This is a genomic window from Curtobacterium sp. MCSS17_011 (genome assembly GCF_003224275.1).
Lineage (GTDB): Bacteria > Actinomycetota > Actinomycetes > Actinomycetales > Microbacteriaceae > Curtobacterium.
This window is the reverse complement of sequence record NZ_QKLE01000019.1, coordinates 13,699-36,757: the sequence shown is the minus strand read 5'-3', so window position 1 is coordinate 36,757 and position 23,059 is coordinate 13,699. Positions and strand designations below refer to the sequence as shown.

Below are 23,059 nucleotides of genomic sequence, written 5' to 3'. Positions count from 1 at the left end.
AGGCCGTCAGCGGCGACCGAGCAGCCCGAGCAGACGGTCGACGAGTCGCGACCACCAGCCGGCCGGGGCCGACGTCGTCGCCTCGGACGCCTCGGGGGCGTCCGCGGCGGGCGCCGGGACGACGGGTGCGGCGACGGCGTCCGGCAGGACGACCGGCGTGCTGGCAGTGGCGCCCTGGTGCGCGGTGAGCGCGGCGGCGAACGCCGCGCGGTCGATGACCGTCGGCCCGGTCGCGGGCAGGACGAGCGGGGTCGGTCGCGTGGCCGCGGACACCGGGGTCACGGCCGGGAGGCCCAGCACCGGTCGGACGGGTTCGTCGCGTTCCGGGGTGACGAGTTCCACGACCGGCGCGGCTTCCGGTGCGGGCCCTGCGGCGGTCGAGCGCCGTGCGACGGGCGCCTGCCGCGGTTCCGGCACGCTCTGCGCTACGGGCGCCGGGATGCGCGCGGGCCGGATGACGAGCGGCACGGGGGTGGTCGCTGCGCGACGGGCGGCGACGCGGTCGCGGCGGTCCGCCTCGGCGGCAGCGTCGGTGAGCAGGTCCGCGAAGACGGTGTGGGCGAAGGCGCGGGCGGCCGTCACCTCAGGGTCGTCGGAGCCGGCGACCGTGGCCTCCCACGCGGCGAGGCGGGCCAGGTCTTCATCACGGCGGCGGACCTCGTCCTCGAGCAGGACGATGCGGTCGATGGTGCTGCGGCCCGTGGACGACGAGACCTGGACGGCCAGGTCCTCGATGCGCAGGGCAAGACGCTCCGGCGGCTCGGGGAACGAGGGGGCGCAGACCGCGGCGTGGCGGGCCCGGTCGCGGCGGAACGCGGGGGCGGCGACGGGAGCCGGCGCGGCGGTCTCGTCGACCGGTGCCACGGCAGCGACGGGTGCCGGCGCGGCCGTCTCGTCGGCGGCGGAGGTGGTGTCCGCGGCGTGGCCGGGGCGCTGCACGGGGCCGGTGACCGGCAGGACGACGAGGTCCGGCACGTACGGGGCACGGGTCGCCGGAGCGTCGCGGAGCCACGCCTCGAGCTCGCGGCCGAACGGGTCCACGAGCGGGGTGCGTGCGCCGGACTGGGTCTCCATGTCCGAAGGATAAATATCGCGCGGGTCGAAACGCGGGACATCCGCGGTGTGTCGCTGCGCCCCCTGCCATATCGGAGCGGAGTTGAGCGGCGTGTCGCGCGCCGTGGTCACCGAGCCGGGCGCAGGCCGTCCTCGAACACCCGGAGGAGTTCCCGCCCCGCCGCCCAGGCACCGACACCGCTGGCGACGTTGACGTGTCCGAGGGCGCCGACGCGCACGACGTCCGCGCCCATAGCGTCGGCGAACGCGACGGCGCGGTCCGCGCTGCAGTAGGGGTCGTCGTCGCTCACGACGAGGCGGGTCGGGACCTGCTGCGCCGGGGGCACCGGGCGCGGCGCCACGAAGCCCGATGCCGCGGCCGGGAACGCCTCGCCGAGCGGGTCGGGCGGGGCGACGAGGAAGGCACCGGCGACGAGGGCGTGAGCGTCCGTCGTGGTGCCGAGCCAGTCGGCGACGGCCAGGACGCCGAGGCTGTGGGCGATGAGGACCGGGGGTTCCGTGCACGAGGCCACGGCGGCCGAGACGGCGGTGCGCCAGTCGTCCGGGTCCGGGTCGCTCCACGATGTGGGGGCGATGCGGGCCACTGCGCGCTGCGGGTCGCGCCGGTCGTGCCCGTCGTGCTGTTCGTGCCCGTCCTGCTGCTGCCGCTCCCAGACGGACTGCCAGTGGTCCGGGTCCGAGTTCCAGATGCCGGGGACGATCACCCACGGTCGCGGTCTGCTCACCCGGGCAGCGTAGCGAACCGGCGTCGCAACGGTCCCGCGTGTGACCTGCGTCAGGGCTGCGGGACCACGCCGCGGGGCTGCTGCAGCGTGTCGCGCGGGTACTGCCCGAAGCGCGAGGCGTAGGCCGCCGAGAACCGGCCGAGGTGCGCGAAGCCCCAGCGCAGCGCCACGCTCGCGACGGTGAGGTCACCCGCCGACGCGCGCCGGAGTTCCTCGTGCACGCGGTCCAGGCGGATCCCTCGGAGCAACGCGTTCGGTGCCGTACCGACCTGCCGCTGGAACGCCTGCTGCAGTCCCCGGACGCTCAGGCCGACGTGTTCGGCGACGTCGGTCGTCGTCACGGGCGTGTGGGCGAAGGCGTGCATGAACTCCAGGGCCTCGCGGACGCGCCCCGTCGCGCCCTGCGGCAGCGCGACGTCCGGGGCGATGGTCTCGTGCGGGAACGCCCCGAGGAAGGCCAGTGCGGTCTCCCGCACGGTCTCGGCCAGGGCCAGCCCGGTGAGCGGCGCCGGACCGAGCACGATCGCCGCAGCACGCTGCACCTGGGCGTTCCAGGCGCGGAGGTCCTCCGGCCGCGGCGCCGCGGTGTGGTCGAACACGAGGGGCCCGGGCCGGGTGCCGTGCACCTCGGCGGCGACGCCCTCGAGGTAGCCGCGGTCGAACTGCACGAGGCTCTGACGGATGTCCTGCAGGTCGAACACGAAGGGGCGCCGCGTCGGGAACACCCGGGGCGTCCCCGGGGCGAAGTCGACCTCCTGTCGGCCGACGTCAACGCGGCCCCCGCCGTCCGAGGTCCACATCACGACGTACTCGTCGGGGACCTCGACCTCGCCCTGCATCCGTCCGTCGAAGCGGGTGGAGCGGAAGGTCATCGTGTCGTCGCCCACGACCTGGAACCGGTACGCGAACGGACGATCGGTCCGGGACGCCGAGAACCCGGTGCTCTCGTAGGCCTCTTCGTACAGTTGCACGGCCGCGTCGAGTCCGGCGCCGGACGTCTCGAACCGGATCCGGGGATCGGGCTCGACAGTCATCGCGCGAATCGTGACACGGTGTCCGGCAAGCGCGACAATCGCCGGTACGTCATTGCGGTTTGCGGCCCACCCAGTGCGCTGAGTGGACGAGCGGCACATCTCCACCGCCGCCGCGCGGCACGGATCCATCGTCGCCGAGCGACGGTCCTGATCCTGTTCAGTGCCGGGACCGCAGCACCGTCCAGCGGTTCCGGTCGGCGACGCGTTCGTACCGCAGGTCGTCGACGACCATCCGGACGAGGGCGAGCCCGCGACCGCCTTCGGCGAAGTCATCGGGCAGCACGGCGGCGTCGGGATCCACCGTCGCCGCGACCCCGTCGTCGGAGAGCAGCGCCTGGAAGCGCTCGTCGCCGATCTCGAGCCGGAGCTCGCACGAGACGCCGTCCGCACGCGCGCCGTGCTCGATGACGTTCGAGGTGAGTTCGACGAGCGCGAGTTCGAGCGCCATCCGGTCCTCGGTCGCGACCGACGGCTCGTGCTGCCACACGCCCGCGAGGAAGTCGTGCACGGCGGACACGTCGTCCGGGGGGCACGCCAGTGCGAGCATGTGCTCGGCGACGGGGGCGGTCATCACCAGTCGGTCACCGCGGCGTCCCCGTCGGGGTACGTCCGCAGGATCTTGTCGATGTTGGAGAGCTTGAGCACCATCTGGACCTGTTCCGACGGTGCCGCGATGCGGAGGTCACCGCCGGCCTGCCGCGCGGTCTTCAGGCTGCCGACCAGCGCGCCGAGGCCGGACGAGTCCATGAACTCGACCCCGGAGAGCTCGACCACGAGCCGCGAACGCCCGTTGCCGACGATCTGTGCGACGGTCTCGCGGAACGTGGGCGCGGAGACCATGTTGAGCCGGCCGCTGCACTCCAGGACGGCGGTGTCGGTCTCCGCCTCGTGTACGACGATGTCCATCTCGGTGGGTCTCCTCAGATCGGTGCGCCTTGCAACCAGCAACCTACCGGCTCCGACCGTCAGTTGTGGGACCGGTTTCGCCGCGTCGCCGTCACCTGGACCACGACGGCCGCGGCCATCAGCGCCGCCATCACCCCGCCCATCGCCAGTGCGGTGCCACCGAGGGCGCCCGCGAGCGGAGTACCGAGGCCGCCGATGCCGAAGGTGAGCCCGCCCTGGAGCGCGGCCGCGGTGCCCGGGTGCGCCGCGCCGACGTGCTGCGTGCGGGTCATCGCCGCCGGCAGGACGAAGCCCCACGCGGCCGTCACGACCGCGAGCGAGCACCACACCGGCACCGGCCCGAGCCCGAGGAGTGCCGACGCCAGCACGGCCGTGGCTCCGAGGGTCCCGACCGCGAGGCCCAGGCTCAGCAGGGCGTCCTCGCTGAACCGTCCGACGAGCCGCCCGAACAGCAGCGTCGTGACGATCATCATCGACGCGTTCGTGGCGAAGACGAGCGTGTACAGGCCTTCGGAGAACCCGAACTCCGACTGGAACACGAACGAGCTCGTCGCGATGTACGCGAAGAACCCCACCGTCGACAGCACCCCGCTCAGCACGTAGGCCCGGAACCGCGGGATCGCCAGGAGTGCGCGGATGCGCCGCCCGTTGGCCGCGAACCCGACGCCACCACGACGCTCCGGCGGCAGGGTCTCGCGGAACCGCAGCACCACGGCCACGAAGAACACGGCACCGAGCACGGCCAGCACGACGAACATGAGCCGCCACGTGCCGACCGTCAGGACCGCTCCCCCGGCCAGCGGGGCCACCACGGGTCCGATCGCGTTGATGGCCGCGAGCGTGCCGAACACCTTCGCCATCCGGGTGCCGCTCGTCACGTCGGACACCATCGCCCGGCCGGCCACCGCGCCGGCAGCACCGGCGAGTCCCTGGGCGACGCGGGCCACCACCAGCGTCACGACGTCGGGGGCGAGCGCGCACCCGACCGACGCCAGGGCGAACAGGGCGGTCCCGACGACGAGCATCGGCCGACGCCCGACCCCGTCGCTGACCGGTCCGACGAGCAGCTGGCCGACGGCGAAGGCCACGAGGAACGCCGTGAGCGACAGCTGCACCGCGCCGGGCGTGGTGCCGAGGTCGCGGGCGATGGCCGGGAGTGCGGGGATGTACATGTCCGTGGCGAACGGCGACACGCCGACGATGAGCGCCAGCGGCACGATCGGGGGCAGCACGGTCGTCGTCGGTCCCAGCCTGCGCTCCGTCGTCACCTCGGACACGCTACGCGCCCCCGAATCGATTCGACAGGCACTTCGTGAGCAGCAACGGTCGGGTCGCGGTGCCGGACGCGACCGTTGCTGCTCACGAAACGCGGCCTGCGACGTGCGCACGGGCGGACGGGAGGCCCGGGACGGCCCCGCCACGGGCCTCCCGTCCGGCGCGCGAGCGGTCACGACACCCCGCTCACGTCCGCCGAGTGGTCGCGTTCCGTCGCTTGGCGACGGCGCAGCCGACGGTTCGTGACCACTCGGAGGTGCGGCCCGGGACATGCGCACGGACGGACAGGAGGCCCGGTGCCAGCTGGCACCGGGCCTCCTGTCCGTCGGGTGGGGGCGTCAGCCCGTGTTCTGCAGGCCGGCGGCGATCCCGTTCACCGTGAGCAGCAGGAGCCGGTGGTCGGCATCCGTCGGGTCGGTGCTGCCGGACGTGCGGATGGCACGCAGCGCACGGAGCTGCAGGTGCGACAGGGCGTCGACGTACGGGCTCCGGAGGCGTACGGCCCGGGCGAGGACGGGCCGGTCCTCGAGCACGTCACTGCCACCGGAGACGCGCAGCACCCAGTCGCGGGTGCGCACCATCTCGTCGAGCACCTTCGCGGCCAGGTCGTCGCGGTCGGCGAGCTCGAGGTACCGGCGGGCGATGTGCTCGTCGGTCTTCGCGAGCGACATCTCGACGTTCTTGATCATCGCGGCGAAGAGCGGCCACTCGGCGTAGGCGGCGCGGAGCACGTCGACGTCGCCGACGGCCTCGAGCGCGGAGCCGAGCCCGTACCAGCCGGCGAGGTTGATGCGCGCCTGCGTCCACGAGAACACCCACGGGATGGCCCGGAGGTCCTCCAGCGACTCCACCGACAGGCCACGACGGGCCGGGCGGGAGCCGAGGGGCAGCAGGCCGATCTCCTCCATCGGGGTGACCCGGGCGAACCACGGCGCGAAGCCGTCGGCCTTGACCAGGTCGTAGAAGGCGACGCGCGAGACGTCGTCGAGCTGCTGGGCCAGATCGGCGAAGCGGGCGGCCGCCGCGGCGGTGCGCGCCTCGTTCGACGGCGACGACGCGAACAGCGTCGCCGACGCCATCTGCTCGAGGTGTCGCGCGGCGATGTCCTGGTCGCCGTACTGGGCGAAGATGACCTCGCCCTGCTCGGTGAGCTTGAGCCGACCGTCGATCGATCCCGGCGGCTGCGCGAGGACGGCCTCGTTCGCGGGACCGCCACCGCGGCCGAGCGAACCGCCCCGGCCGTGGAACAGGGTCAGCTCGATGTCGTTGTCGCGGGCCCAGTCGGCGATGCGGGCCTGGGCGTCGTACAGCGCCAGGTTCGCGGACACCGGGCCGACGTCCTTCGACGAGTCCGAGTAGCCGAGCATGACCTCGAGCCGACGGCCGGTCGCGGCGAGGCGTCGCTGGAACGCTTCGGTGCGGACGGCCTCGTCGAGGATGTCGACGCTGGCGTGCAGGTCGGCGAAGGTCTCGAACAGCGGGATGACGTCGAGCACCGGTGCAGCCTCGGCGGAACCGAGCGCGGCGACCGCGAGCTCGTGCACGTTCGCGAGGTCCGCCGGCGACTGTGTGAACGACACGATGTACCGGTTCGCCGCACGCACGCCGTAGCGGGACTGCAGCCCGGCGATCGTGCGGAAGACGGCGAGGACCTCTTCGGTGGTCTCGCTCAGTTCGCCGCCGGCGCGGATCTCGGCGAGGGCCGTGCGGTGCACCTGGGAGTGCTGGCGGACCTCGAGCTCGGCCAGGTGGAAGCCGAAGGTCTCGACCTGCCAGACGAGGTTCTGCAACTCGCCGTTCGCCGGCCGGATCGCGCCGGCGGCGATGAGTGACGCCTGGATCGTACGGAGGTCGGCCAGCAGCGCCTCGGGGCCGTCGTAGGCCAACGGCGTGGTGCCGGTCCGGGTGGCGTCGATGCGCGCGGCGACGAACAGGAGCGCACGCCGGTGCGTCTCGTTCGGTGCGCGGACGCCGATGCGCTCGGCGATGCCCGGGTCGAGGGACTCCTGCGCGGCGACGAGGGCGGTGAGCCCGGCGTCGGCGGGGGTGTCGCTCGCGTCGAGGGTCAGGGCGCTGCCGATGCGGGTGGTCGCGCGGGCGAGGCCGAGCAGGATGTGCTCCGCCGCAATCTCGGCGGCCTGGCGGGTGACGTCGGCCGTGACGTGCGGGTTGCCGTCGCGGTCGCCGCCGATCCAGGTGCCGAAGCGCACGAACGCGGGCGCGATCACCGGTGCGCGTCCGGCATCGTCGCCCTGCAGCCGGTCGTCGAGCAGGCGGTAGACCTGCGGGACGATCTCGAACAGGGTCTGGTCGAACACGCTCATCGCGGTGCGGACCTCGTCGAGCGGGGTCGGCCGGGTGGTGCGGAGCGGCGAGGTGCGCAGGAGGGTCGTGATCTCCTCGAGCAGGCGGCGCTCGTTCTCGGCGCGGGCCGTGGCGTTCCGGGCGCGGTCGCGCTCGTCGATGAGGTCCGTGATGCGGCGGACGCCCGTCGTGACCGCGCGGCGGCGGGCCTCGGTCGGGTGGGCCGTCAGCACCGGGTGGAACCGCAGGGTGCGGAGGCGCTCGGCGGCCTCGGCCTCGCCGACCTCGGCGACGAGCTCGGCGTAGGTGGCGGGGAACGAGTCCCCGGCCACGCCGCCGTCGTCGCCGCGCTGCCGGAGGACCCGCACGCGGTGGTGTTCCTCGGCCAGGTTGGTGAGGTGGAAGTAGGTGGTGAACGCCTGTGCCACGGCCTCGGCGCGTTCGGCCGACATGCCCGAGACGATCGCCTGGGCACGCGCTGCGCCCTCGGCGTGGTCGCCCTCGTAGGCGTCGATCACGGCGGCGCGCAACGACTCCACGTCGTGGAGCAGTTCGTCGCCCCCGTTCTCCCGCAGCACCCGGCCGAGGAGGTTGCCGAGGTACCGCACGTCGGCGCGCAGGTCACTGTCGACCGCACCGCTGACGTCGTCCCGCGCGCGCTCGTGGCGTGCAGATCCGTCGATCGCCGTCATGGAGTCCTTTCCGGGTCGTCCGGGAGGCTGGTCCCGGGTCCCAGCAGCGTATCGGCACCCGGGGGCGGATGACGTCGACCGTCCGGACGGACGCGGGGCGGGTGCCGGGGCCAGGGCCGGACGGGCCCCGGCCGGGGCCAGGGCCGGACGGGCCCGCGGGGACCGCCGCTGTGGGGTCAGGCCGTGACGGCGTGCGGCGTCAGGGCAGCACCCGGCTCCTGACGGAACGGAGCTCGACGCGCGTCGAGGCCCGCGAGCAGCCCCTGGTTCAGCTCGTAGGCGAGCTCGACCTCGGCGATCACCCGCTCCTGCTCCTCGGCCGTCCAGGGCGCGGCGTCGAGCTGGGCCCGGTACGTGTGCTCGAAGTCGCTCGGGTCGGCGACCTGGTCGAAGATGTAGAAGAGGACACCGTTCGTGTCGAACCCGAACCGCTCGGCCAGCACCTGCCCGATCACGTGCCCGCCGGACACGTCGCCGAGGTACCGCGTGTAGTGGTGCGCCACGAAGCCACCGGGCCACTCGGCCGCCACCTCGTTGAGCCGTCGCACGTACGCGGTCGTCGCGGGCAACGGGCACACCAGCTCGGACCAGTCCGGGCCGATCAGGTACTCGAGGTCGGCGCGGATCGCCGGCATCCGGGTGAGCTGCGCGGTGACGAACGGCGCCGCCACGGGGTGGTCGGCCATGCGTTCCGCCGCGCGTTCGAGCGCGTCGTACACGAACGCGTACTGTCCGAGCAGGTCCGCGTAGTCGGCGACGTCGCAGTCGCCGCCGAGCAGGTCCTGCATGAAGCCGCTCGTGGCCGAGGCACCGTGCGAGCGCCGCGTGCGACGCCGCAGCAGCTCGGAGAACGGGATGACGGTCGAGTCCATGAGGTAAGGCTAACCTTAGTGCTGCGCGCGTCAAGCAGGGATCACCCAGGTGGCGCCGAACCCGTGAGAGGAAGCTCCCCCCCGATGAGCTCGAAACCCAAACGCCCCCAGCACGTCTTCGTCGTCGACCGGACCGAACGACTCTCGCCACACATGGTGCGCGTGCACCTGGGCGGCTCGGCCTTCGAGGACTTCGTCGCCCAGGCCGACCCCGACCGGCTCGGCTCGACCGACAAGTACGTCAAGCTCCTGCTCGCGAAGCCGTCGCTCGGACTCGTACCGCCCTACGACCTCGAGGCCCTGCGCGAGACCCTGCCGAAGCAGGACCGCCCCGCCCGCCGCACCTACACGGTGCGCGCGGTCGACCACACCACGCGGACCATCGCGATCGACTTCGTCGTGCACGGCGACGAGGGCCTCGCCGGTCCCTGGGCAGCGTCCGCGCGGCCGGGCGATCGACTCGCCCTGTCCGGGCCCGGTGGTGGCTACGCGCCGACCACTGACCCGGCGGTCACGCACGTGCTGCTCGGCGACGACAGCGCCCTGCCCGCGATCGGCGCCGCACTCGAGTCGATGCCCGACTCCGCCACCGGGGTCGCCCTGGTCGAGGTGGCCGGCCCCGCCGACGAGCAGGACCTCCGGCACCCGGCCGGGGTCGACCTGCGGTGGCTGCACCGGGACGCCACCGGCGCCCAGCCGGGCACGCTCCTGCTGGAGACGGCCCGCGGGCTGCCGCGTACCTCCCGGCCGGTCCAGGTCTTCGCGCACGGCGAGCGGACAGCGATGAAGGCGATCCGTCGGCTGCTGCAGGACGACTGGGGGCTGGAGAAGCGCGAGATGTCCCTGTCGGCGTACTGGGCGCTCGGTCGTGGTGAGGACCAGTTCCAGGAGGAGAAGCGCGAGCCCGTCGGCGTGATCTTCACCGACTGACTGCGGCCTGCGTGCCCGTTCCTTCCCAGGGCGGGCGCGACGGCTGTTCTTGGTCGGTACGCCCGTCCTTGGTCGGTACGCCCGGTTCCCGCAGGTACGCCCGGTGTTACCCAGAGCGGGTGCGATGACTGGTGGGATCGGGCGTACCTGGTCGAAAGAACCGATTCGGTACGCCCGATTCGACCAGGTACGCCCGGTTCCCCAGGCGCGCCCGGTTCCCCCAGGCGCCCCCGGTTCACGCAGGTACGCCCGCTCTTTCCCAGAACGCATGCGATCGCTGGTGGGAACGGGCGTACCTGGTCGAAAGAACGGACCAGGTACGCCCGTTCTTGGCAGGTACACCCGGTGGCGGCCAGAGCGGGTGCGATGACTGGTGGGATCGGGCGTACCTGGTCGAAAGAACGGACCAGGTACGCCCGATTCGACCAGGTACGCCCGGTTCAACCGGGTACGCGCAGCGGCCGGGAGGCCCGGGGCACGTCGGTGGGTCGGGCTAGCGTTCCGCGCATGGTCACCTCGTCGTGCTGCGTGCCGGGTTGCGCGGGCGTGCTCGCGGACGGGCTCGCGGGCGTCCCCCTCTGCCGCACGCACGTCGCGTTGGTCGCCGACCTCGCCGCCGAACACCCCGGCATCGAGGACGCCCTGCCCGGACCGTGCCCGGCGTGCGGTTCGCGGATCGGGGTGCGGTACCCCTCTGGTGTGGTGTGCGCCCGGTGCGAGTGGCGGTGGGGTGACGTGCCGGACGGTGACCTCGCTCCGCCTCGGGTCGACGTCGTCTACTACCTGCGGATGCGCGACGACTTCGGTGACCGCATCAAGATCGGCACGACGATGAACCCCCGGCAGCGGCTCGCGGCGATCCCGCACCAGGACCTGCTGGCGTTCGAGCGCGGTGACCGGACGCTCGAACGCCGACGGCACGCCGCCTTCGCCGCCAGCCGGTACCCGGGTACCGAGTGGTTCCGGGTGACGCCGGAGCTCCTGGCCCACGTGGACGCCGTCGCCGCCGGGGTCGACGACCCGTGGGACCTGCACGCCCGGTGGACGAGCGAGGCGCTCGCGCTGCGGGGCTGAGCCGCGACCGACCGGTCGGGGCGCGTGCTCAGCCGGTCGGGGTGCCTGCTCAGGCGGCCTGCAGCATGCGGTCGGCGGTGCGGAGCGAGAGCGCCATGATCGTCAGCGCCGGGTTCGCGATGACCGCGCTCGGGAACACCGAGTTGTCGGCGATCCACAGGTTCGGGACGTCCCACGAGCGGCCGTCGCGGTCGACGACGGAGGTCTCGCGGTCCGTGCCCATCCGCGCGGTGCCGATGGTGTGCGCCGTGCGTTCGAGCACCCGGAGGTCCTGGCCACCGGCAGCCTCGACGATGGTCGTCATCGTGCGGACCGCGTGGCGGCGGATCGCTTCCTCGTTCGAGCCCGGGGTGAACGAGACCCGGGCACGCGGGACACCGTGCTCGTCGAGTTCGTCGGTCAGCTCGAGGCGGTTGTCGTCGTACGGCAGGCACTCGGCGTTGATGCCGACGCCGGCCGAGAACGGGTAGTCCTGCAGCGCCCGGACGAGCTCGGTGCCGCGGAGTCCGCCACCCCGGACCAGCGAGGTCGCGAAGGTCTGCGGCTGCACGCCCAGGCTCTGGATGAGGTAACCGCCCGCGAAGTCGGCGTCCGGCGGTCGGACGAAGTCCTCGGTGATGATCGACGACGGGTACCCGCGGTACGAGCGCATCGACTCGTCGAAGCGCGCCCACACCTGGGTGGCTCCGTGCGCGGTGAAGTTCCGCCCGACCTGTCCGCTGCCGTTCGCGACGCCGGTGTGCAGCAGCAGCCGCGGCGTCTCGACACCGCCCGCGGCGAGGACGAGGGTCCGGCAGCGCTGGCGGTGCTCGCGCCCGTCGACGGTGTACAGGACCGCCTCAACCCGTCCCGCCGTGTCGAGCTCGATGCCGTGCACGAAGGACTCCGGACGGATCTCGGCACCGAACGCCACGGCGGCGGGCAGGTAGGTCGTGTCCATCGACACCTTCGAGCCGTTGCGGCAGCCCTGGTGGCACGAGCCGCAGGACACGCAGGCCTGGCGCAGCCCGTGGTGCTCCTGGTGCCGGTCCTCGGTGGTCAGGCCGACGGGGGCGTCGGTCGCGGTGATCCCGGCGGCCGCGGTTCCGCGCATCATCATGTCCGACGAGGCGTTCCGGGCCGGCGGGCGCATCCGGTAACGGCGGGACGGGTCCCACGGGTAGTACTCGGGGCCGGCGACGCCGACGTCGTGCTCGACCTGCTCGATCCAGCCGGTGAGTTCGGCGTGGCTGATCGGCCAGTCCTGCCCCGCGCCGCTCTCGGTCCGCAGCCGCAGGTCGTGCTCGCTCGGCCGCGGGGTGAACGCGCCCCAGTGCAGCGTCGAACCGCCGACGCCCGTGCCGCTGTTGTTCGGGCCGAACGCCGTGGGGGTTCCACCGCCGCTCAGCCGCTCGTCCATCCAGTTGATGGCACCGGGGGCGGCGACCTCGTCCGGCACGTGGTCGCCCGGCTCGGTGTTGCGACCGGCTTCGAGCGCGACGACCGTCAGGCCACGGCGGGCCAGCGATGCGAGGAGCGGTGCTCCCCCGGCCCCGGTGCCGACCACCACCACGTCGACGACGTCGTCCGTGCCGTACGTGCGTTGTCCGTCGAGTCTCATCGTGCAGCTCCGGTCGTCGGTGCGGTGTCCATCGTGCCGGCGGTACCGGGGCCGGCGGGGGCCTCGGGTTCCCAGGCCTCGCGCTCGCCCGCCGCGAGCAGCTGGAAGCCCTGCTTGCGGACGCCGTCCCCGCCGTTCGCGTAGCCGTCGAAGTCGATGGCGGCCATGGTGGCGGGATGTGCGAGCCAGTGCTTCACGAGGTCGACGCTGGCGTCCTCGAACCACGCGCGCAGCTGCTCGGCGTCGAGATCGCCGTCAGCACGGTACCGCCCGGCAGCCACGGACTCGAGGGCCTGGTCGAGCACGCCGTCGCGGGCGGGTGCGGCGAGCACGTCGAGCGCGGCACGGTAGGCCTCGGCGTCCACCGGCAGGCCGTCCGGCCGCCAGCCGTCGCCGAGCCCGGCGGCCAGCTGCGCGTCGACCCGCAGTGCCAGGTCGACCTGGTCGGTGCCGGGCTGCGGGACGACGATCCGCGCGACCGCACGCAGGGTGTCCAACTGCGTCGGCGTCAGGGCGCGGGGTGCGGCCGCCGGGTCGTCGGGCAGTGCCCGCTGGGCGAGCAGGCCTCGCGCCCGGGCGCTGACCCGCGGTGAGGCGATCACGCGGGCGTGCTCCACGGGGACGACCGGCGACCCCGTGACCCGGCGCTGCCAGAAGTCGCGGATGCGCTCGGCCACGGCCTCGGGCTGTTCCCAGGGCAGCAGGTGGGCGGCGCCGTCGACGACGTGGAGCTCGCTGTTCGGCCAGTGCGGCAGGGTCAGGCGGCGCTGGGCGTCGGCATCGAGGTCGCCGTCCTCGGCGCCGGCGAGCACGAGGGCGGGCACGGGGTTCGGTGCGGCGTCGGACCAGTCCTCGCGGCTGCCGCGGGACAGCCAGTCCGTCCAGGCTGCGGGGTCGGTCCGCTCGACGTCCTGCACCGCCGCGCTGTGGCGCGCGGGCGCCAGGGGTGCCGCGGTGTTGGCGGCGACGAACTCCTCGGCGTCCTCGGCGCCGATCGGGCCACCGGCCGCCCACGACAGCATCGTCCAGCGGCGGTCGTCGTCCATCGGCTCCGGGGCGAGCGGGGACGCGGCGAGGAGCACCACGGCTCGCAGCCCGAACAGGCCGTTCACGCCGGAGATCGTGCGGTCGGCCACCACCGTGGCGACCTTGCCGCCCATCGAGTGCCCGAGGAGCATCCACTCCGTCGAGCCGCTCGCCCCGATCGCGCGCTCCACCAGGACGGCCATCTCCTCGACGGTGGTGCCGGACGACGCCGGGCTGCGACCGAAGCCGGGCAGGTCGATGCCGATCAGGTCGAGGTCGCCGACGAGTTGGGCGCGCAGCAGCGCGAACTCCTCGGAACTCGCGCCGAGGGCGTGGAGACAGAAGACGGTGGTCACCATGTATACCTACCGGCCGCTCGCGACCGCTCCCAGCCGGGTCGTACCCCGTCGCGCCGCGTGTGTACCCCGATCCGCGGTGTCACCTGGCGTACGCGTCGACGAACAGCGCGCCCCGGAGATCGCGCAGAGTGTCCGCCAGCCGGTCGACGGTCCGGCCGGAGATGCCGGAGACCTGGAGGTCGTACGGGCCGAGCACCGGCAGCCGACCGGTCCGGATGCGGACGACCTCCCATCCCACGGCGCGGACGGCGCGGTCCTTCCTGCGGTCGGTCTCCTGGCGCGGGCCGACGTGCTCGAGCCCGTGCCGGCCGGTGGAGTCGTACTCGATGGCGACGCGGAGCTCAGGCAGGATGATGTCCGGCCAGGCCTCGACGTGGTCGAAGAACGGGCGGTCGAGCCGGATCGCGGAGTGGTCGTAGGTGAACGCGAACCGCTCGGACAGCATGCCCCGGAGCTCGGCCTCGACCGCCGAGGCCGTCGCCGGGGCGCAGACGCTCGTGAACGACTCACCCGACGGCAGCCGCGGGGTCTTCGGGCAGATCGTGCGGGGAACGGACCGGGGGGCCCGCCGGGGTGCATCACCGGCCGACCCGGCGGACCCGGCGACGGGCCGACGGGGCCGGGAACGGCTCGACGCGACGGCTCCGGCCGGGACCCCGCGGACCGGAGCGGCGGGGAGCGTCTGCCGTCCGGCACTCCGGACCACCCGCTGCGGCATCGGCACGGTCTCCGGCCAGTCCGACGGCAGCACCGGCCACCGTTGCGGCTGCGCCTGCACCGCGCACTCGGGGCACCAGACGGAGCGGCGGCGCTCACGGCCCGGGCGGGACCGCTGTTCGGCCGGAGTCGCGACGAAGACGTGCCCGACGTCGCACTCCCAGGTGAGCAGGACCTCGGCCGCCGGGGGGACCTGGGTCAGGACGACGCCGTGGTTCCGGTCGGGGTGGTACTGCCGGATGAGCACCGGGTACGGCGCCCAGTCGGCGCGGAACTGTCCGACGGCGTACGGCACCGCTTCGCCGCGCGACCACTGTCGACGGCGCCACCACGCATCGACGGGTTCGGCCACCCCACCACGCTAGGAACGACCACCGACACCCGCCGCACCGGGCGGCGAGCAGCGCGACCGACACCCACCGCGGCACCCCGGCACACGCGACGGCTCAGGAGGCCAGCGCGTGCTTCGCGTAGGCGACCAGGGCGTTCGCGTGCCCGTGCCCGAGGCCGTGCTCGGACTTGAGCCACCCGACGACCTCCATGTGCTGGTGGTCGTCGAGCCGGTCGGCGACCAGGTCGAGCCACTCCTGCACCGGACGGCCGTACGTCGTCTCGATGCTCGGGAAGTACGACGCCGGACCCTTCACCTTCGTGCCGTTCGCCGGAGGCGCCGGGGCGGTCACACGATGCGCTGTCATGGCGCAACGGTAGCGCTCCGCCGGTCGTCACGGAACGTGACCGGGGACACGGTTCTGTGACGCTGCATTGCGCCGGATGGCGGGGTGTTGCGCCGCGTGGCGGGGTGTTGCGCGACCCGTTGTCGGCGCCGCCCAGGCCTCCTACGGTCGCGACATGACCGACACCACCAGGGCCCCGCAGTGGGACGCGACCAGCGTCGACGACGGGGGTCGACCGCCCGAGGCGGGACGCGCCTCCAGGCCGACGTCCGCGACCATCGACGCGGCCGGCCGCGCCGCACTCGACCGACCCGTCGTGCCGCTGCGGCACCCGGTGCGGTGGATCGCCGCCGCGCTCGTGCTCGTCGTGCTGCTGAACTTCGGCGAGACGCTGTTCACGAACGAGCAGTGGGGCTGGCCCGCCGTCGGCAAATGGCTGTTCAGTCCCGCCGTCCTGACCGGCCTGCAACTCACGCTCACCGCCACCGCGCTGAGCGCCGTCATCAGCTTCGCCGGCGGGATCCTCGTCGCGATCGCACGGCTGTCGCGGAACCCGGTGCTGTCCGGGTCGGCGTGGGGCTACGTCTGGCTGTTCCGGTCGGTGCCGCTCATCCTGGTGCTCGTCTTCCTGTACAACCTCGGTTCGCTCTACCCGACGATCGGCATCGGGATCCCCTTCGGGCCGCAGTTCCAGGTGCCGACCGCCAACGTCCTCGGCGACCTGGCGATCGGCGTGATCGGGCTGAGCCTCAGCGAGATCGCCTACGCGTCCGAGATCGTCCGCGCCGGGGTCCTCGCCGTCGACCACGGGCAGCTCGAGGCCGCGCAGGCACTCGGACTCCCCCGCCGCCGACAGTTCCTGCGGGTCGTCATGCCGCAGGCGCTGCGGTCGATCGTGCCGGCGTTCGTCAACCAGGTCGTCGGACTGCTGAAGGCGTCGTCGCTGCTGTTCTACGTCTCGCTGCTCGACCTGTTCGGCGTGGTGCAGAACCTGTCGAGCACCTACCCGACGGACATCATCCCGCTGCTCGTCGTCGCCACGATCTGGTACCTCGTGCTCACCAGCGCGGTCTCGATCGTGCAGTACTACGTCGAGCGGTGGACCGCCCGAGGCTCGGTCCGGGCGTTGCCGCCCACGCCGTTCCAGCGTGTGCGGGCCGCCGTGCGTCGCGGTTCCGGACGTGGGTCGGGACGGCCTGAAGGCCCGGATCGCGCCCGGCAGGCCCCCTCCGCAGCGCGCGTGGTCGCATCCGGCCCCGGTTCCACCATCGACGACAGGACCATCTGATGAGCGCAGCGATCAGCATCCACGGAGCCGTCAAGGCATTCGGTGACACGGTCGTCGTCGACGGCGTCGACCTGTCGTTGCCGTCCGGGAGCGTCACCGTGGTGCTCGGGCCGTCGGGTTCCGGCAAGTCCACGCTGCTGCGCGCGATCAACCACCTCGAACCGCTCGACCGCGGCGTCGTCACGGTCGGCGGCGAGACGATCGGCGTCCGGCTCCGGACCGGGCGCGACGGGGTTCCGCGCTACAAGGAACTGCCCGAACGCCTGATCCTGCGACAGCGCGGCCGGATCGGCTTCGTGTTCCAGCACTTCAACCTGTTCCCGCACCTGACCGCACTCGAGAACGTGGCCGAGGGGCCGATCGCCGCCGGGGTGCCCCGTGCCGAGGCGCGTGCCCGTGCGGCGGCCCTGCTCGAGCGCGTCGGACTCGGTGACCGTGGTGAGACCCGGCCACGGCTGCTCTCCGGCGGGCAGCAGCAGCGCGTGGCCATCGCGCGGGCACTGGCGCTCGAGCCGTCGGTCGTCCTGCTCGACGAACCGACCTCGGCGCTCGACCCGGAGCTCGTCGGCGAGGTGCTCGGGGTCATCCGGGGGTTGGCGGACACGGGCACCACGCTCGTCATCGTCACGCACGAGATCGCCTTCGCCCGCGAGGTCGCCGACCACGTCGTGTTCCTCGACCACGGGCGGGTCGTCGAGCAGGGGCCGCCGGCCCAGGTGCTCGACCACCCGCAGCACACCCGCACGCGCGACTTCCTGTCCCGCGTCCGCTGACCACCGCCGCCCGATCCCCACCGCACCCCCACACGCACCCCAAGGAGAACCATGTCCACGATCACCCCCGCCCGCTGGCGCAACCGCGCCGGCTTCCTCGTCCTCGCAGCCGGCGTCGTCGTCGCCCTCGCCGGGTGCTCCGCGGGCGCTTCCGCCGACACGAGCGGCGCACCCGACGGCTCCGTCACCATCGGCGCCGCCTCGAACGGTGCGGCGAAGAAAACGACCCTCGAGGTCACCGAGGACACGAAACTGCACGACGCGCTCCCCGCCGCCGTCCGGAAGTCCGGCACGTTGACGATCGGCGTGGGTGCCCTGCCCGCCGGGTTCCCGCCGCTCGCCTTCACCGGCGACGACCAGAAGACGATCACCGGCTCGGAGCCCGACCTCGGACGGCTCGTCGCCGCGAAGCTCGGGCTGCGCGCGGACGTGCAGAACGCCACGTGGGACAACCTGTTCGTCGGCATCGACAGCGGCAAGTACGACGCCGGCTTCTCGAACGTCACGGTCACCGAGCAGCGCAAGGAGAAGTACGACTTCGCCTCGTACCGGCAGGACAACCTGGCCTTCCAGGTGCTGGCCTCGAGCTCGCTGCGCTTCGACGGCGACCCGTCCGTGCTCGCCGGGAAGACCCTGTCCGTCAGTTCCGGCACGAACCAGGAGAACATCCTGCTCGAGTGGCAGAAGGAGCTCCGGTCCAAGGGCAAGGACTTCACGATCAAGTACTACCCGGACGGCAACGCGGTCAGGCTCGCGCTCGACTCGGGCAAGATCGACTCCTACTTCGGTCCGAACCCGACGATCGCCTACCAGAACACGCAGAGCAAGAGCACCGCGAAGCCGACGAAGACCGCGGGCACGTACTCCGGCGCCGGCTCGTCACTGCAGGGGCTCATCGCAGCGACGACGAAGCGGGACAGCGGCATCGCGACGCCCGTCGCGGCCGCGATCAACGAGCTCATCGAGGACGGCACCTACGCGAAGTGGCTCGCGGCCTACAACCTGTCGAACGAGGCCGTGAAGACCTCCGAGGTGAACCCCGAGGGTCTGCCGCTCGACAACAGCTGAGGTGTGCCGCGACACCCCCGTGACCGTCGTGGTCGCGGGGGGGGGGTCGTGCGTGCGGGGCGCACTCGATGTGTGCGCAACGAACGACATCCCACCCGTCGAACGACAGGTGGGATGTCGGAGCATGCACACGCAGCGACCTACCCCGCAGCCAGAGCGGACTCCCCCTCGACGACACGCGCAGCCCACTCCGCAGCGAGCAGCTCGTAGGAGCGCACCCGGGCGTCGTGGTCGTGCGCGATCGTCGTGACGAGCAACTCGTCCGCGCCCGTGACCCGCCGGAGCGTCTCGAGCCGTTCCGCGACGTGTGCCGGGTCGCCGACGAACCTTGTCGCGAGCCGGTCCGCCACCGACGCGGCGGCCTCGTCCGGCAGCCGCGCCGCTCGAGCCTGGTCCGGGGTGGGGTACTCGATCGCCCCGACGCCGGAGCGGATCGAGTGCACCCACTGGGCGTACCCGAGCCCGAGCTGGTCCGCCTCGGCCGCGGTCGGCGCCACGAGCACGTCGGCCGACACGATGACGTGCGGGGCGTCGAGCACACCCGGGCGGAACGCGTCGCGGTAGGCCTGCACCGACGCCAGGACCGTGCCGGGCGACGTGTGGTAGTTCGCGCCGTAGGGCAGGCCGAGCGCGCCGGCGATCCGGGCACTCTCGCCGCCGGTGGAGCCGTGGATCCACAGCTCGACGGCGGCGCCCGCGGACGGCGGGGCCTCGATCACCGCACCGTCCCGCGACCACGTGCCCGCGAACAGGCCGCGGATCAGGTCGAGTTCGCCCGCGAACCGGTCGACGTCGCCCGGCACCCGGCCGAGCAGCTCCCCCTGCAGGGCGAACCGGCTGCCCGGCGCGATGCGGAACTCGAACGGCGCGGGGACGAGCAGGCCGTCGACGATCTGGTCGGTCCGCGGGGCGAGCGACGGCGGCTTCGGGGTGCCGGGAGCCGGGGCGCCGGACCGGCCGAGCCCGAGGTCGATCCGGGCACCGTACAGCGCGGCGAGCGTGCCGAAGGTCTCGGCGACCTGCAGCCCGCGGGTGTTGACGACCAGGGTCGCGGCGCTGCCGACCCGGATGGTCGAGGTGGCTGCGGCGACCGCACCGATGACGACGGTCGGTGCGCTGCCGGCGACCCCGGGGTTCAGGTGGTGCTCGGCGAGCCAGTAGCGCGCGTACCCGGCACGTTCCGCGGCGACAGCCAGGTCGACCGTGTTCGCCAGGGCCTGGGCCGGGGTCGACCCGCTGCTCACCGGCACGAGGTCGAGGACGGAGAGCGGGACCGGGCTCATGCCAGCACCCGCTGCCGGTCGAGGACCCGTCCGGGCAGGTCGAGCGTCTGCCGGAGCGTCGCGCCCTCGTCGTACGACTGCCGGTAGACGCCGCGCTCCTGCAGCAGCGGGACGACCCGGTCGACGAACTCGTCCAGTCCGTACGGGTTGGTGTGCGGCACCACCACGAACCCGTCGGTGGCGCGCTCCTGCACGTACCGGTCGATCTCGGCGGCGATGTGCGCGGGCGTCCCGACGAACCCGCCGCGGGTCGACACCCGGATGACCAGGTCGCGGATCGACAGGTGCTCGGCCGCCGCCAGGTCGCGCCACGACTGCACGAGCGCCGGCACGTCATGGGCGTGGCGGACACGGCCACGGGTGATGGCCGCGCTCTCGAGGTCCGGTTCGACCGAGGGCAACGGTCCGTCGACGTCGTACGACGACAGGTCGCGGTTCCACACCTGCTCGAGGAACGCGATCGCGGTCGCCGGGCTGACCTGGGCGCGGCGGATCGCCCGGGAACGTTCCTCGGCCTCGTCGGCCGTGTCGCCGAGCACGAAGGTCGCGCCGGGCAGGATCAGCAGCTCGTCCTTCGACCGCCCCACTCGCTCCAGCCGCTCGGTGACGTCGCCGTAGAAGCTCCGCGCGTCGTCGAACTCGGTGTGCAGCGAGAAGACCACCTCGGCGTGCCCGGCGGCGAGGTCGCGGCCCTCGTCGGAGTCGCCGGCCTGCACGATCACGGGGTGGCGCTGGGGGCTGCGCGGCACCGGGAACGTGCCGGTCACGTCGAACTGCGGGCCGTGGTGGTCGACGTCCTGGATGCGGGAGCGGTCGGCGAAGACGCCGGCGTCCAGCTCCCCGGCGGCACCCGACCCGGCGGCGCCCGACCCGTTCGCCACGATCGCGTCCGACTCCCACGAGTCCCAGAGTTCGCGGGACAGCTCCACGAACTCCGCCGCCCGCGTGTACCGGTCGGCGTGGTCGAGGAACCCGCCACGGCGGAAGTTCGCACCGTGGAACGCGTCCGAGCTCGTCACGACGTTCCAGCCGGCGCGGCCGTTGGTCAGGTGGTCGAGCGTGGCGAGTTGCTTCGCGAGTTCGAGGGGCTCGTTGAAGGTGGTCTGCAGGGTGCCGACGAGTCCGATGTGGTCGGTGACGCCGGCCAGCGCCGCGAGGATCGCGAGCGTGTTCGGGCGCCCGACGACGTCGAGGTCGTGGATGCGTCCCTTCTGCTCGCGCAACCGCAGCCCCTCGGCGAGGAACAGGAAGTCGAAGAACCCCCGCTCGGCGTTCCTGGCGAAGTGCTCGAACGACGAGAACGCGATCTGGCTCTCGGCGCGGTCGTCGCTCCAGAGCGTGGTGTTGTTGACGCCCGGGAAGTGGGCGGCGAGGTGGACCTGACGCTTGGCGCTCATGCTGAGACCCCCGAGGAGACGGAACCGACACCGGCACCGGTGGAGGACCGACGCGCGTACCGGCTGACCGCCGGCGCGATGCCGAGCCGCGTGCGCAGGTCGGCGGTGGGACGGGACGCCACGTCGGCGCGGAGCCCCGCTGTGACGAGCGCCGGGACGAGCTGCCGCGCGATCGCGGTCGAGTCGATCGGGATGCGCAGCGGGCGGAGCCGGACCCCGGCGAACCCGAGGGCTCGCAGGTCCCCGATCCGCGACACGAGTTCCGACACGGTCGTCGCGAGGACGGACGTGTCCGATCCGGAGCCGACGGTGTACGGGGTTCCGGCGGCCGCGTCCAACGCGGCGAGTTCGTCGGCGGCGGCTGCCGGCGACGACCCGATGAGCACCGCGAGATCCGCGAGGACGGGACGACGGAAGTCGGACCCGGCCGCCTGCTCGGCGTCACGGACGAGTGCCAGCGCACCCCGCGCCTCTCCCCACCAGCTCGGCCCGCCCGCCGCTTCGCGACGGTCGGGTACCGGCTGGCGTGGGCCCAGACCGTCGAAGCCGGGCGTGACCAGCACGACGTCCGCGGCGTCCACGGCGAACGCGGCCGCGTCGGCGCGGTGTGCCAGCGCGAAGACCGGCGGCCGCCCCTGCGGCGACCGCGGCACGATCGACGCGCCGTGCACCGAGACGAACGAACCGGAGAACGCCGCGTTGTGGAAGCGGTCACGGTCGATGAAGCGGCCGGTCGTGACGTCGCGGATGACCGCGTCGTCGTCCCAGCTGTCCCAGAGGCGCGACACGACCTCGGCGGCCTCGCGCGCCTCGGCGAACAGGGCGGCCACGTCGTCGCCGCCGGGGCGGCGGCCGAAGAGCGCTGCTTCGCGAGTCGTCGGGCTCACCTGGATCCGCCATCCGGCCCGCCCCAGCGAGACGTGGTCGAGGGTCTGGAGGCCCGTGGCGACGTGGAACGGTTCGGTGTGCGTGACCGAGACGGTCGGCACCAGACCGATCGCGCGGGTCGCGGGGGCGACCGCGTTCGCGACCAGGAGGGCGTCCAGGCGGCCGACGACGGTCGACGTGTCGAGGTCGCCGTCGGGGTCGGTGGGGCCGGCGGTGAACGAGTCCTCGAGGGTGACGGCGTCGACTCCGAGCCGGTCCTGCTCGACGACGACGTCCCGCCAGTGCCGGAGGCTCGTGAGGCGCTGCGCTGCCGGGCCGGCGGCTCGCCAGGCGGCGGGATGCCAGCCGGCTCCCTGCAGCGCGGTGACGAGGGTGATGCGGTCGGACACGGTCATGGCGGCGACGCTAGGACGGTTCGGCCGGGCTGCGAAGCGGTGTTGCGGAACGTGACCGACGGTGTCGCCGTGTGACGCGCGGCGGGGCGGGCCGCACGGCGGCATCGCCCGGTGCGAGGATCACCCGATGGTCTCGTCGTTCCTGACCCACGCTGAAGTGGTCGTCGACCCCGCGGTCCCGATCGAGTCGTGGGGGCTGTCGCCTGTTGGCCGCGTCCGGGCCGCCGCCGCACACCGGCTCGCATGGACACCGGGCTCCCGGCGGATCGTCTCGAGCACCGAGCGCAAGGCCGCCGAGACCGCCGACCTGCTCGCCAGCGCCGTCGGGCTGTCGGTCGAGCACGACCCCCTGCTGGGCGAGATCGACCGGAGCGCGACCGGCTACCTGCCGCCGTCCGAGTTCGAGGCCGTCGTCGACGCGTTCTTCGCCGAGCCCGAGCAGTCGGTCCGCGGCTGGGAGCGGGCGATCGACGCCCAGGAGCGCATCGTCGCGGCCGTCCGCCGGCACTGCGCCACCGGCGACGTCACGATCGTTTCGCACGGTGCGGTCGGCGCGCTGCTCCTGGCCCACCTGCGCGGCGTCCCGATCACGCGCGCCCTCGACCAGCCCGGCATGGGCAGCGTCTTCCGCTTCGACGCGCCCGCCTGGCGGGCGACCAGCGGCTGGAGACGCGTCCCCGCGGCCTGACGGGAGGCGCGGGG

The 23,059-nt window shown here is 73.2% G+C and carries 21 protein-coding genes; 6 read left to right on the top strand and 15 right to left on the bottom strand.

All coding sequences use genetic code 11. The annotated features are described in order from the left end of the window. Positions 1–6 precede the first annotated feature (6 nt). The 8 genes from DEJ17_RS12765 to DEJ17_RS12730 form a co-directional block, all read right to left on the bottom strand. On the bottom strand, positions 7–1,074 hold the full coding sequence (locus tag DEJ17_RS12765) for a hypothetical protein (protein ID WP_110894413.1): 1,068 nt from the start codon (positions 1,072–1,074) through the stop codon (positions 7–9). 107 nt (positions 1,075–1,181) lie between these two features. After that, positions 1,182–1,799, bottom strand: coding sequence for an alpha/beta hydrolase (locus DEJ17_RS12760; RefSeq protein ID WP_110894411.1), 618 nt, complete (start codon positions 1,797–1,799; stop codon positions 1,182–1,184). Between the two features lie 50 nt (positions 1,800–1,849). Further along, complete coding sequence (locus DEJ17_RS12755; protein WP_181421174.1) at positions 1,850–2,833, bottom strand: AraC family transcriptional regulator; 984 nt, start codon at positions 2,831–2,833, stop codon at positions 1,850–1,852. Between the two features lie 157 nt (positions 2,834–2,990). Continuing rightward, positions 2,991–3,404 (bottom strand): ATP-binding protein, encoded by a 414-nt coding sequence (locus DEJ17_RS12750; RefSeq protein WP_110862231.1) that lies wholly within the window; start codon positions 3,402–3,404, stop codon positions 2,991–2,993. Then, positions 3,404–3,739, bottom strand: a complete 336-nt coding sequence (locus DEJ17_RS12745; RefSeq protein WP_017886068.1) for an STAS domain-containing protein — start codon at positions 3,737–3,739, stop codon at positions 3,404–3,406. Before DEJ17_RS12745 ends, DEJ17_RS12750 begins: the two co-directional genes overlap by 1 nt. Positions 3,740–3,798: 59 nt before the next feature. Further along, on the bottom strand, positions 3,799–5,007 hold the full coding sequence (locus tag DEJ17_RS12740; protein ID WP_258366802.1) for a multidrug effflux MFS transporter: 1,209 nt from the start codon (positions 5,005–5,007) through the stop codon (positions 3,799–3,801). Between the two features lie 345 nt (positions 5,008–5,352). Beyond that, positions 5,353–8,010 carry a phosphoenolpyruvate carboxylase gene (locus DEJ17_RS12735; protein ID WP_110894405.1) on the bottom strand — a complete coding sequence of 886 codons (2,658 nt, stop codon included), beginning with the start codon at positions 8,008–8,010 and terminating at the stop codon, positions 5,353–5,355. 176 nt (positions 8,011–8,186) lie between these two features. After that, positions 8,187–8,882: a heme oxygenase (biliverdin-producing) gene (locus tag DEJ17_RS12730; protein WP_110894403.1), complete on the bottom strand. Its 696-nt coding sequence runs from the start codon at positions 8,880–8,882 to the stop codon at positions 8,187–8,189. Between the two features lie 84 nt (positions 8,883–8,966). Here DEJ17_RS12730 and DEJ17_RS12725 point away from each other — a divergent pair, with 84 nt between their 5' ends. Beyond that, positions 8,967–9,812, top strand: a complete 846-nt coding sequence (locus tag DEJ17_RS12725) for a siderophore-interacting protein (RefSeq protein WP_110894401.1) — start codon at positions 8,967–8,969, stop codon at positions 9,810–9,812. 507 nt (positions 9,813–10,319) lie between these two features. After that, positions 10,320–10,886: a GIY-YIG nuclease family protein gene (locus tag DEJ17_RS12720; RefSeq protein WP_181421171.1), complete on the top strand. Its 567-nt coding sequence runs from the start codon at positions 10,320–10,322 to the stop codon at positions 10,884–10,886. A 49-nt stretch (positions 10,887–10,935) separates the two neighbouring features. Here DEJ17_RS12720 and DEJ17_RS12715 read toward each other — a convergent pair whose 3' ends face one another. The 4 genes from DEJ17_RS12715 to DEJ17_RS12700 all read right to left on the bottom strand — a co-directional run bounded on the left by DEJ17_RS12715 (position 10,936) and on the right by DEJ17_RS12700 (position 15,286). Next, entirely contained in the window at positions 10,936–12,486 is a 1,551-nt protein-coding gene (locus DEJ17_RS12715) for a GMC family oxidoreductase (RefSeq protein ID WP_110894399.1), read from the bottom strand. Then, positions 12,483–13,868, bottom strand: a complete 1,386-nt coding sequence (locus DEJ17_RS12710) for an alpha/beta fold hydrolase (protein ID WP_181421169.1) — start codon at positions 13,866–13,868, stop codon at positions 12,483–12,485. The genes DEJ17_RS12715 and DEJ17_RS12710 overlap by 4 nt, the downstream gene beginning before the upstream one ends. An 82-nt stretch (positions 13,869–13,950) precedes the next feature. After that, positions 13,951–14,940, bottom strand: a complete 990-nt coding sequence (locus DEJ17_RS12705; protein ID WP_110894395.1) for a zinc-ribbon domain-containing protein — start codon at positions 14,938–14,940, stop codon at positions 13,951–13,953. Between the two features lie 94 nt (positions 14,941–15,034). Beyond that, positions 15,035–15,286: a DUF4287 domain-containing protein gene (locus DEJ17_RS12700; protein ID WP_110894393.1), complete on the bottom strand. Its 252-nt coding sequence runs from the start codon at positions 15,284–15,286 to the stop codon at positions 15,035–15,037. Positions 15,287–15,440: 154 nt separating this feature from the next. On the opposite strand from DEJ17_RS12700, the gene DEJ17_RS12695 reads away from it, so the two are divergent. The 3 genes from DEJ17_RS12695 to DEJ17_RS12685 are packed head-to-tail and all read left to right on the top strand — an operon-like array spanning position 15,441 to position 18,394. Then, positions 15,441–16,553: an amino acid ABC transporter permease gene (locus DEJ17_RS12695; RefSeq protein ID WP_110894391.1), complete on the top strand. Its 1,113-nt coding sequence runs from the start codon at positions 15,441–15,443 to the stop codon at positions 16,551–16,553. Next, the gene (locus tag DEJ17_RS12690; RefSeq protein ID WP_181421167.1) at positions 16,553–17,326 is read left to right on the top strand and encodes an amino acid ABC transporter ATP-binding protein; all 774 of its coding nucleotides are present in this window, start codon (positions 16,553–16,555) and stop codon (positions 17,324–17,326) included. Before DEJ17_RS12695 ends, DEJ17_RS12690 begins: the two co-directional genes overlap by 1 nt. Before the next feature lie 51 nt (positions 17,327–17,377). Then, positions 17,378–18,394 carry a transporter substrate-binding domain-containing protein gene (locus DEJ17_RS12685; protein WP_110894387.1) on the top strand — a complete coding sequence of 339 codons (1,017 nt, stop codon included), beginning with the start codon at positions 17,378–17,380 and terminating at the stop codon, positions 18,392–18,394. Between the two features lie 140 nt (positions 18,395–18,534). Here DEJ17_RS12685 and DEJ17_RS12680 read toward each other — a convergent pair whose 3' ends face one another. From DEJ17_RS12680 to DEJ17_RS12670, 3 genes are read right to left on the bottom strand one after another with little or no spacing between them, the layout of a single operon-like run. After that, complete coding sequence (locus tag DEJ17_RS12680) at positions 18,535–19,677, bottom strand: LLM class flavin-dependent oxidoreductase (protein ID WP_110894385.1); 1,143 nt, start codon at positions 19,675–19,677, stop codon at positions 18,535–18,537. Next, entirely contained in the window at positions 19,674–21,074 is a 1,401-nt protein-coding gene (locus DEJ17_RS12675; protein WP_110894383.1) for an NtaA/DmoA family FMN-dependent monooxygenase, read from the bottom strand. Before DEJ17_RS12675 ends, DEJ17_RS12680 begins: the two co-directional genes overlap by 4 nt. Continuing rightward, positions 21,071–22,357, bottom strand: coding sequence for an LLM class flavin-dependent oxidoreductase (locus DEJ17_RS12670; protein ID WP_110894381.1), 1,287 nt, complete (start codon positions 22,355–22,357; stop codon positions 21,071–21,073). Before DEJ17_RS12670 ends, DEJ17_RS12675 begins: the two co-directional genes overlap by 4 nt. 127 nt (positions 22,358–22,484) lie before the next feature. On the opposite strand from DEJ17_RS12670, the gene DEJ17_RS12665 reads away from it, so the two are divergent. After that, entirely contained in the window at positions 22,485–23,045 is a 561-nt protein-coding gene (locus DEJ17_RS12665; RefSeq protein WP_110894379.1) for a histidine phosphatase family protein, read from the top strand. The last annotated feature ends 14 nt before the right edge of the window (positions 23,046–23,059 follow it).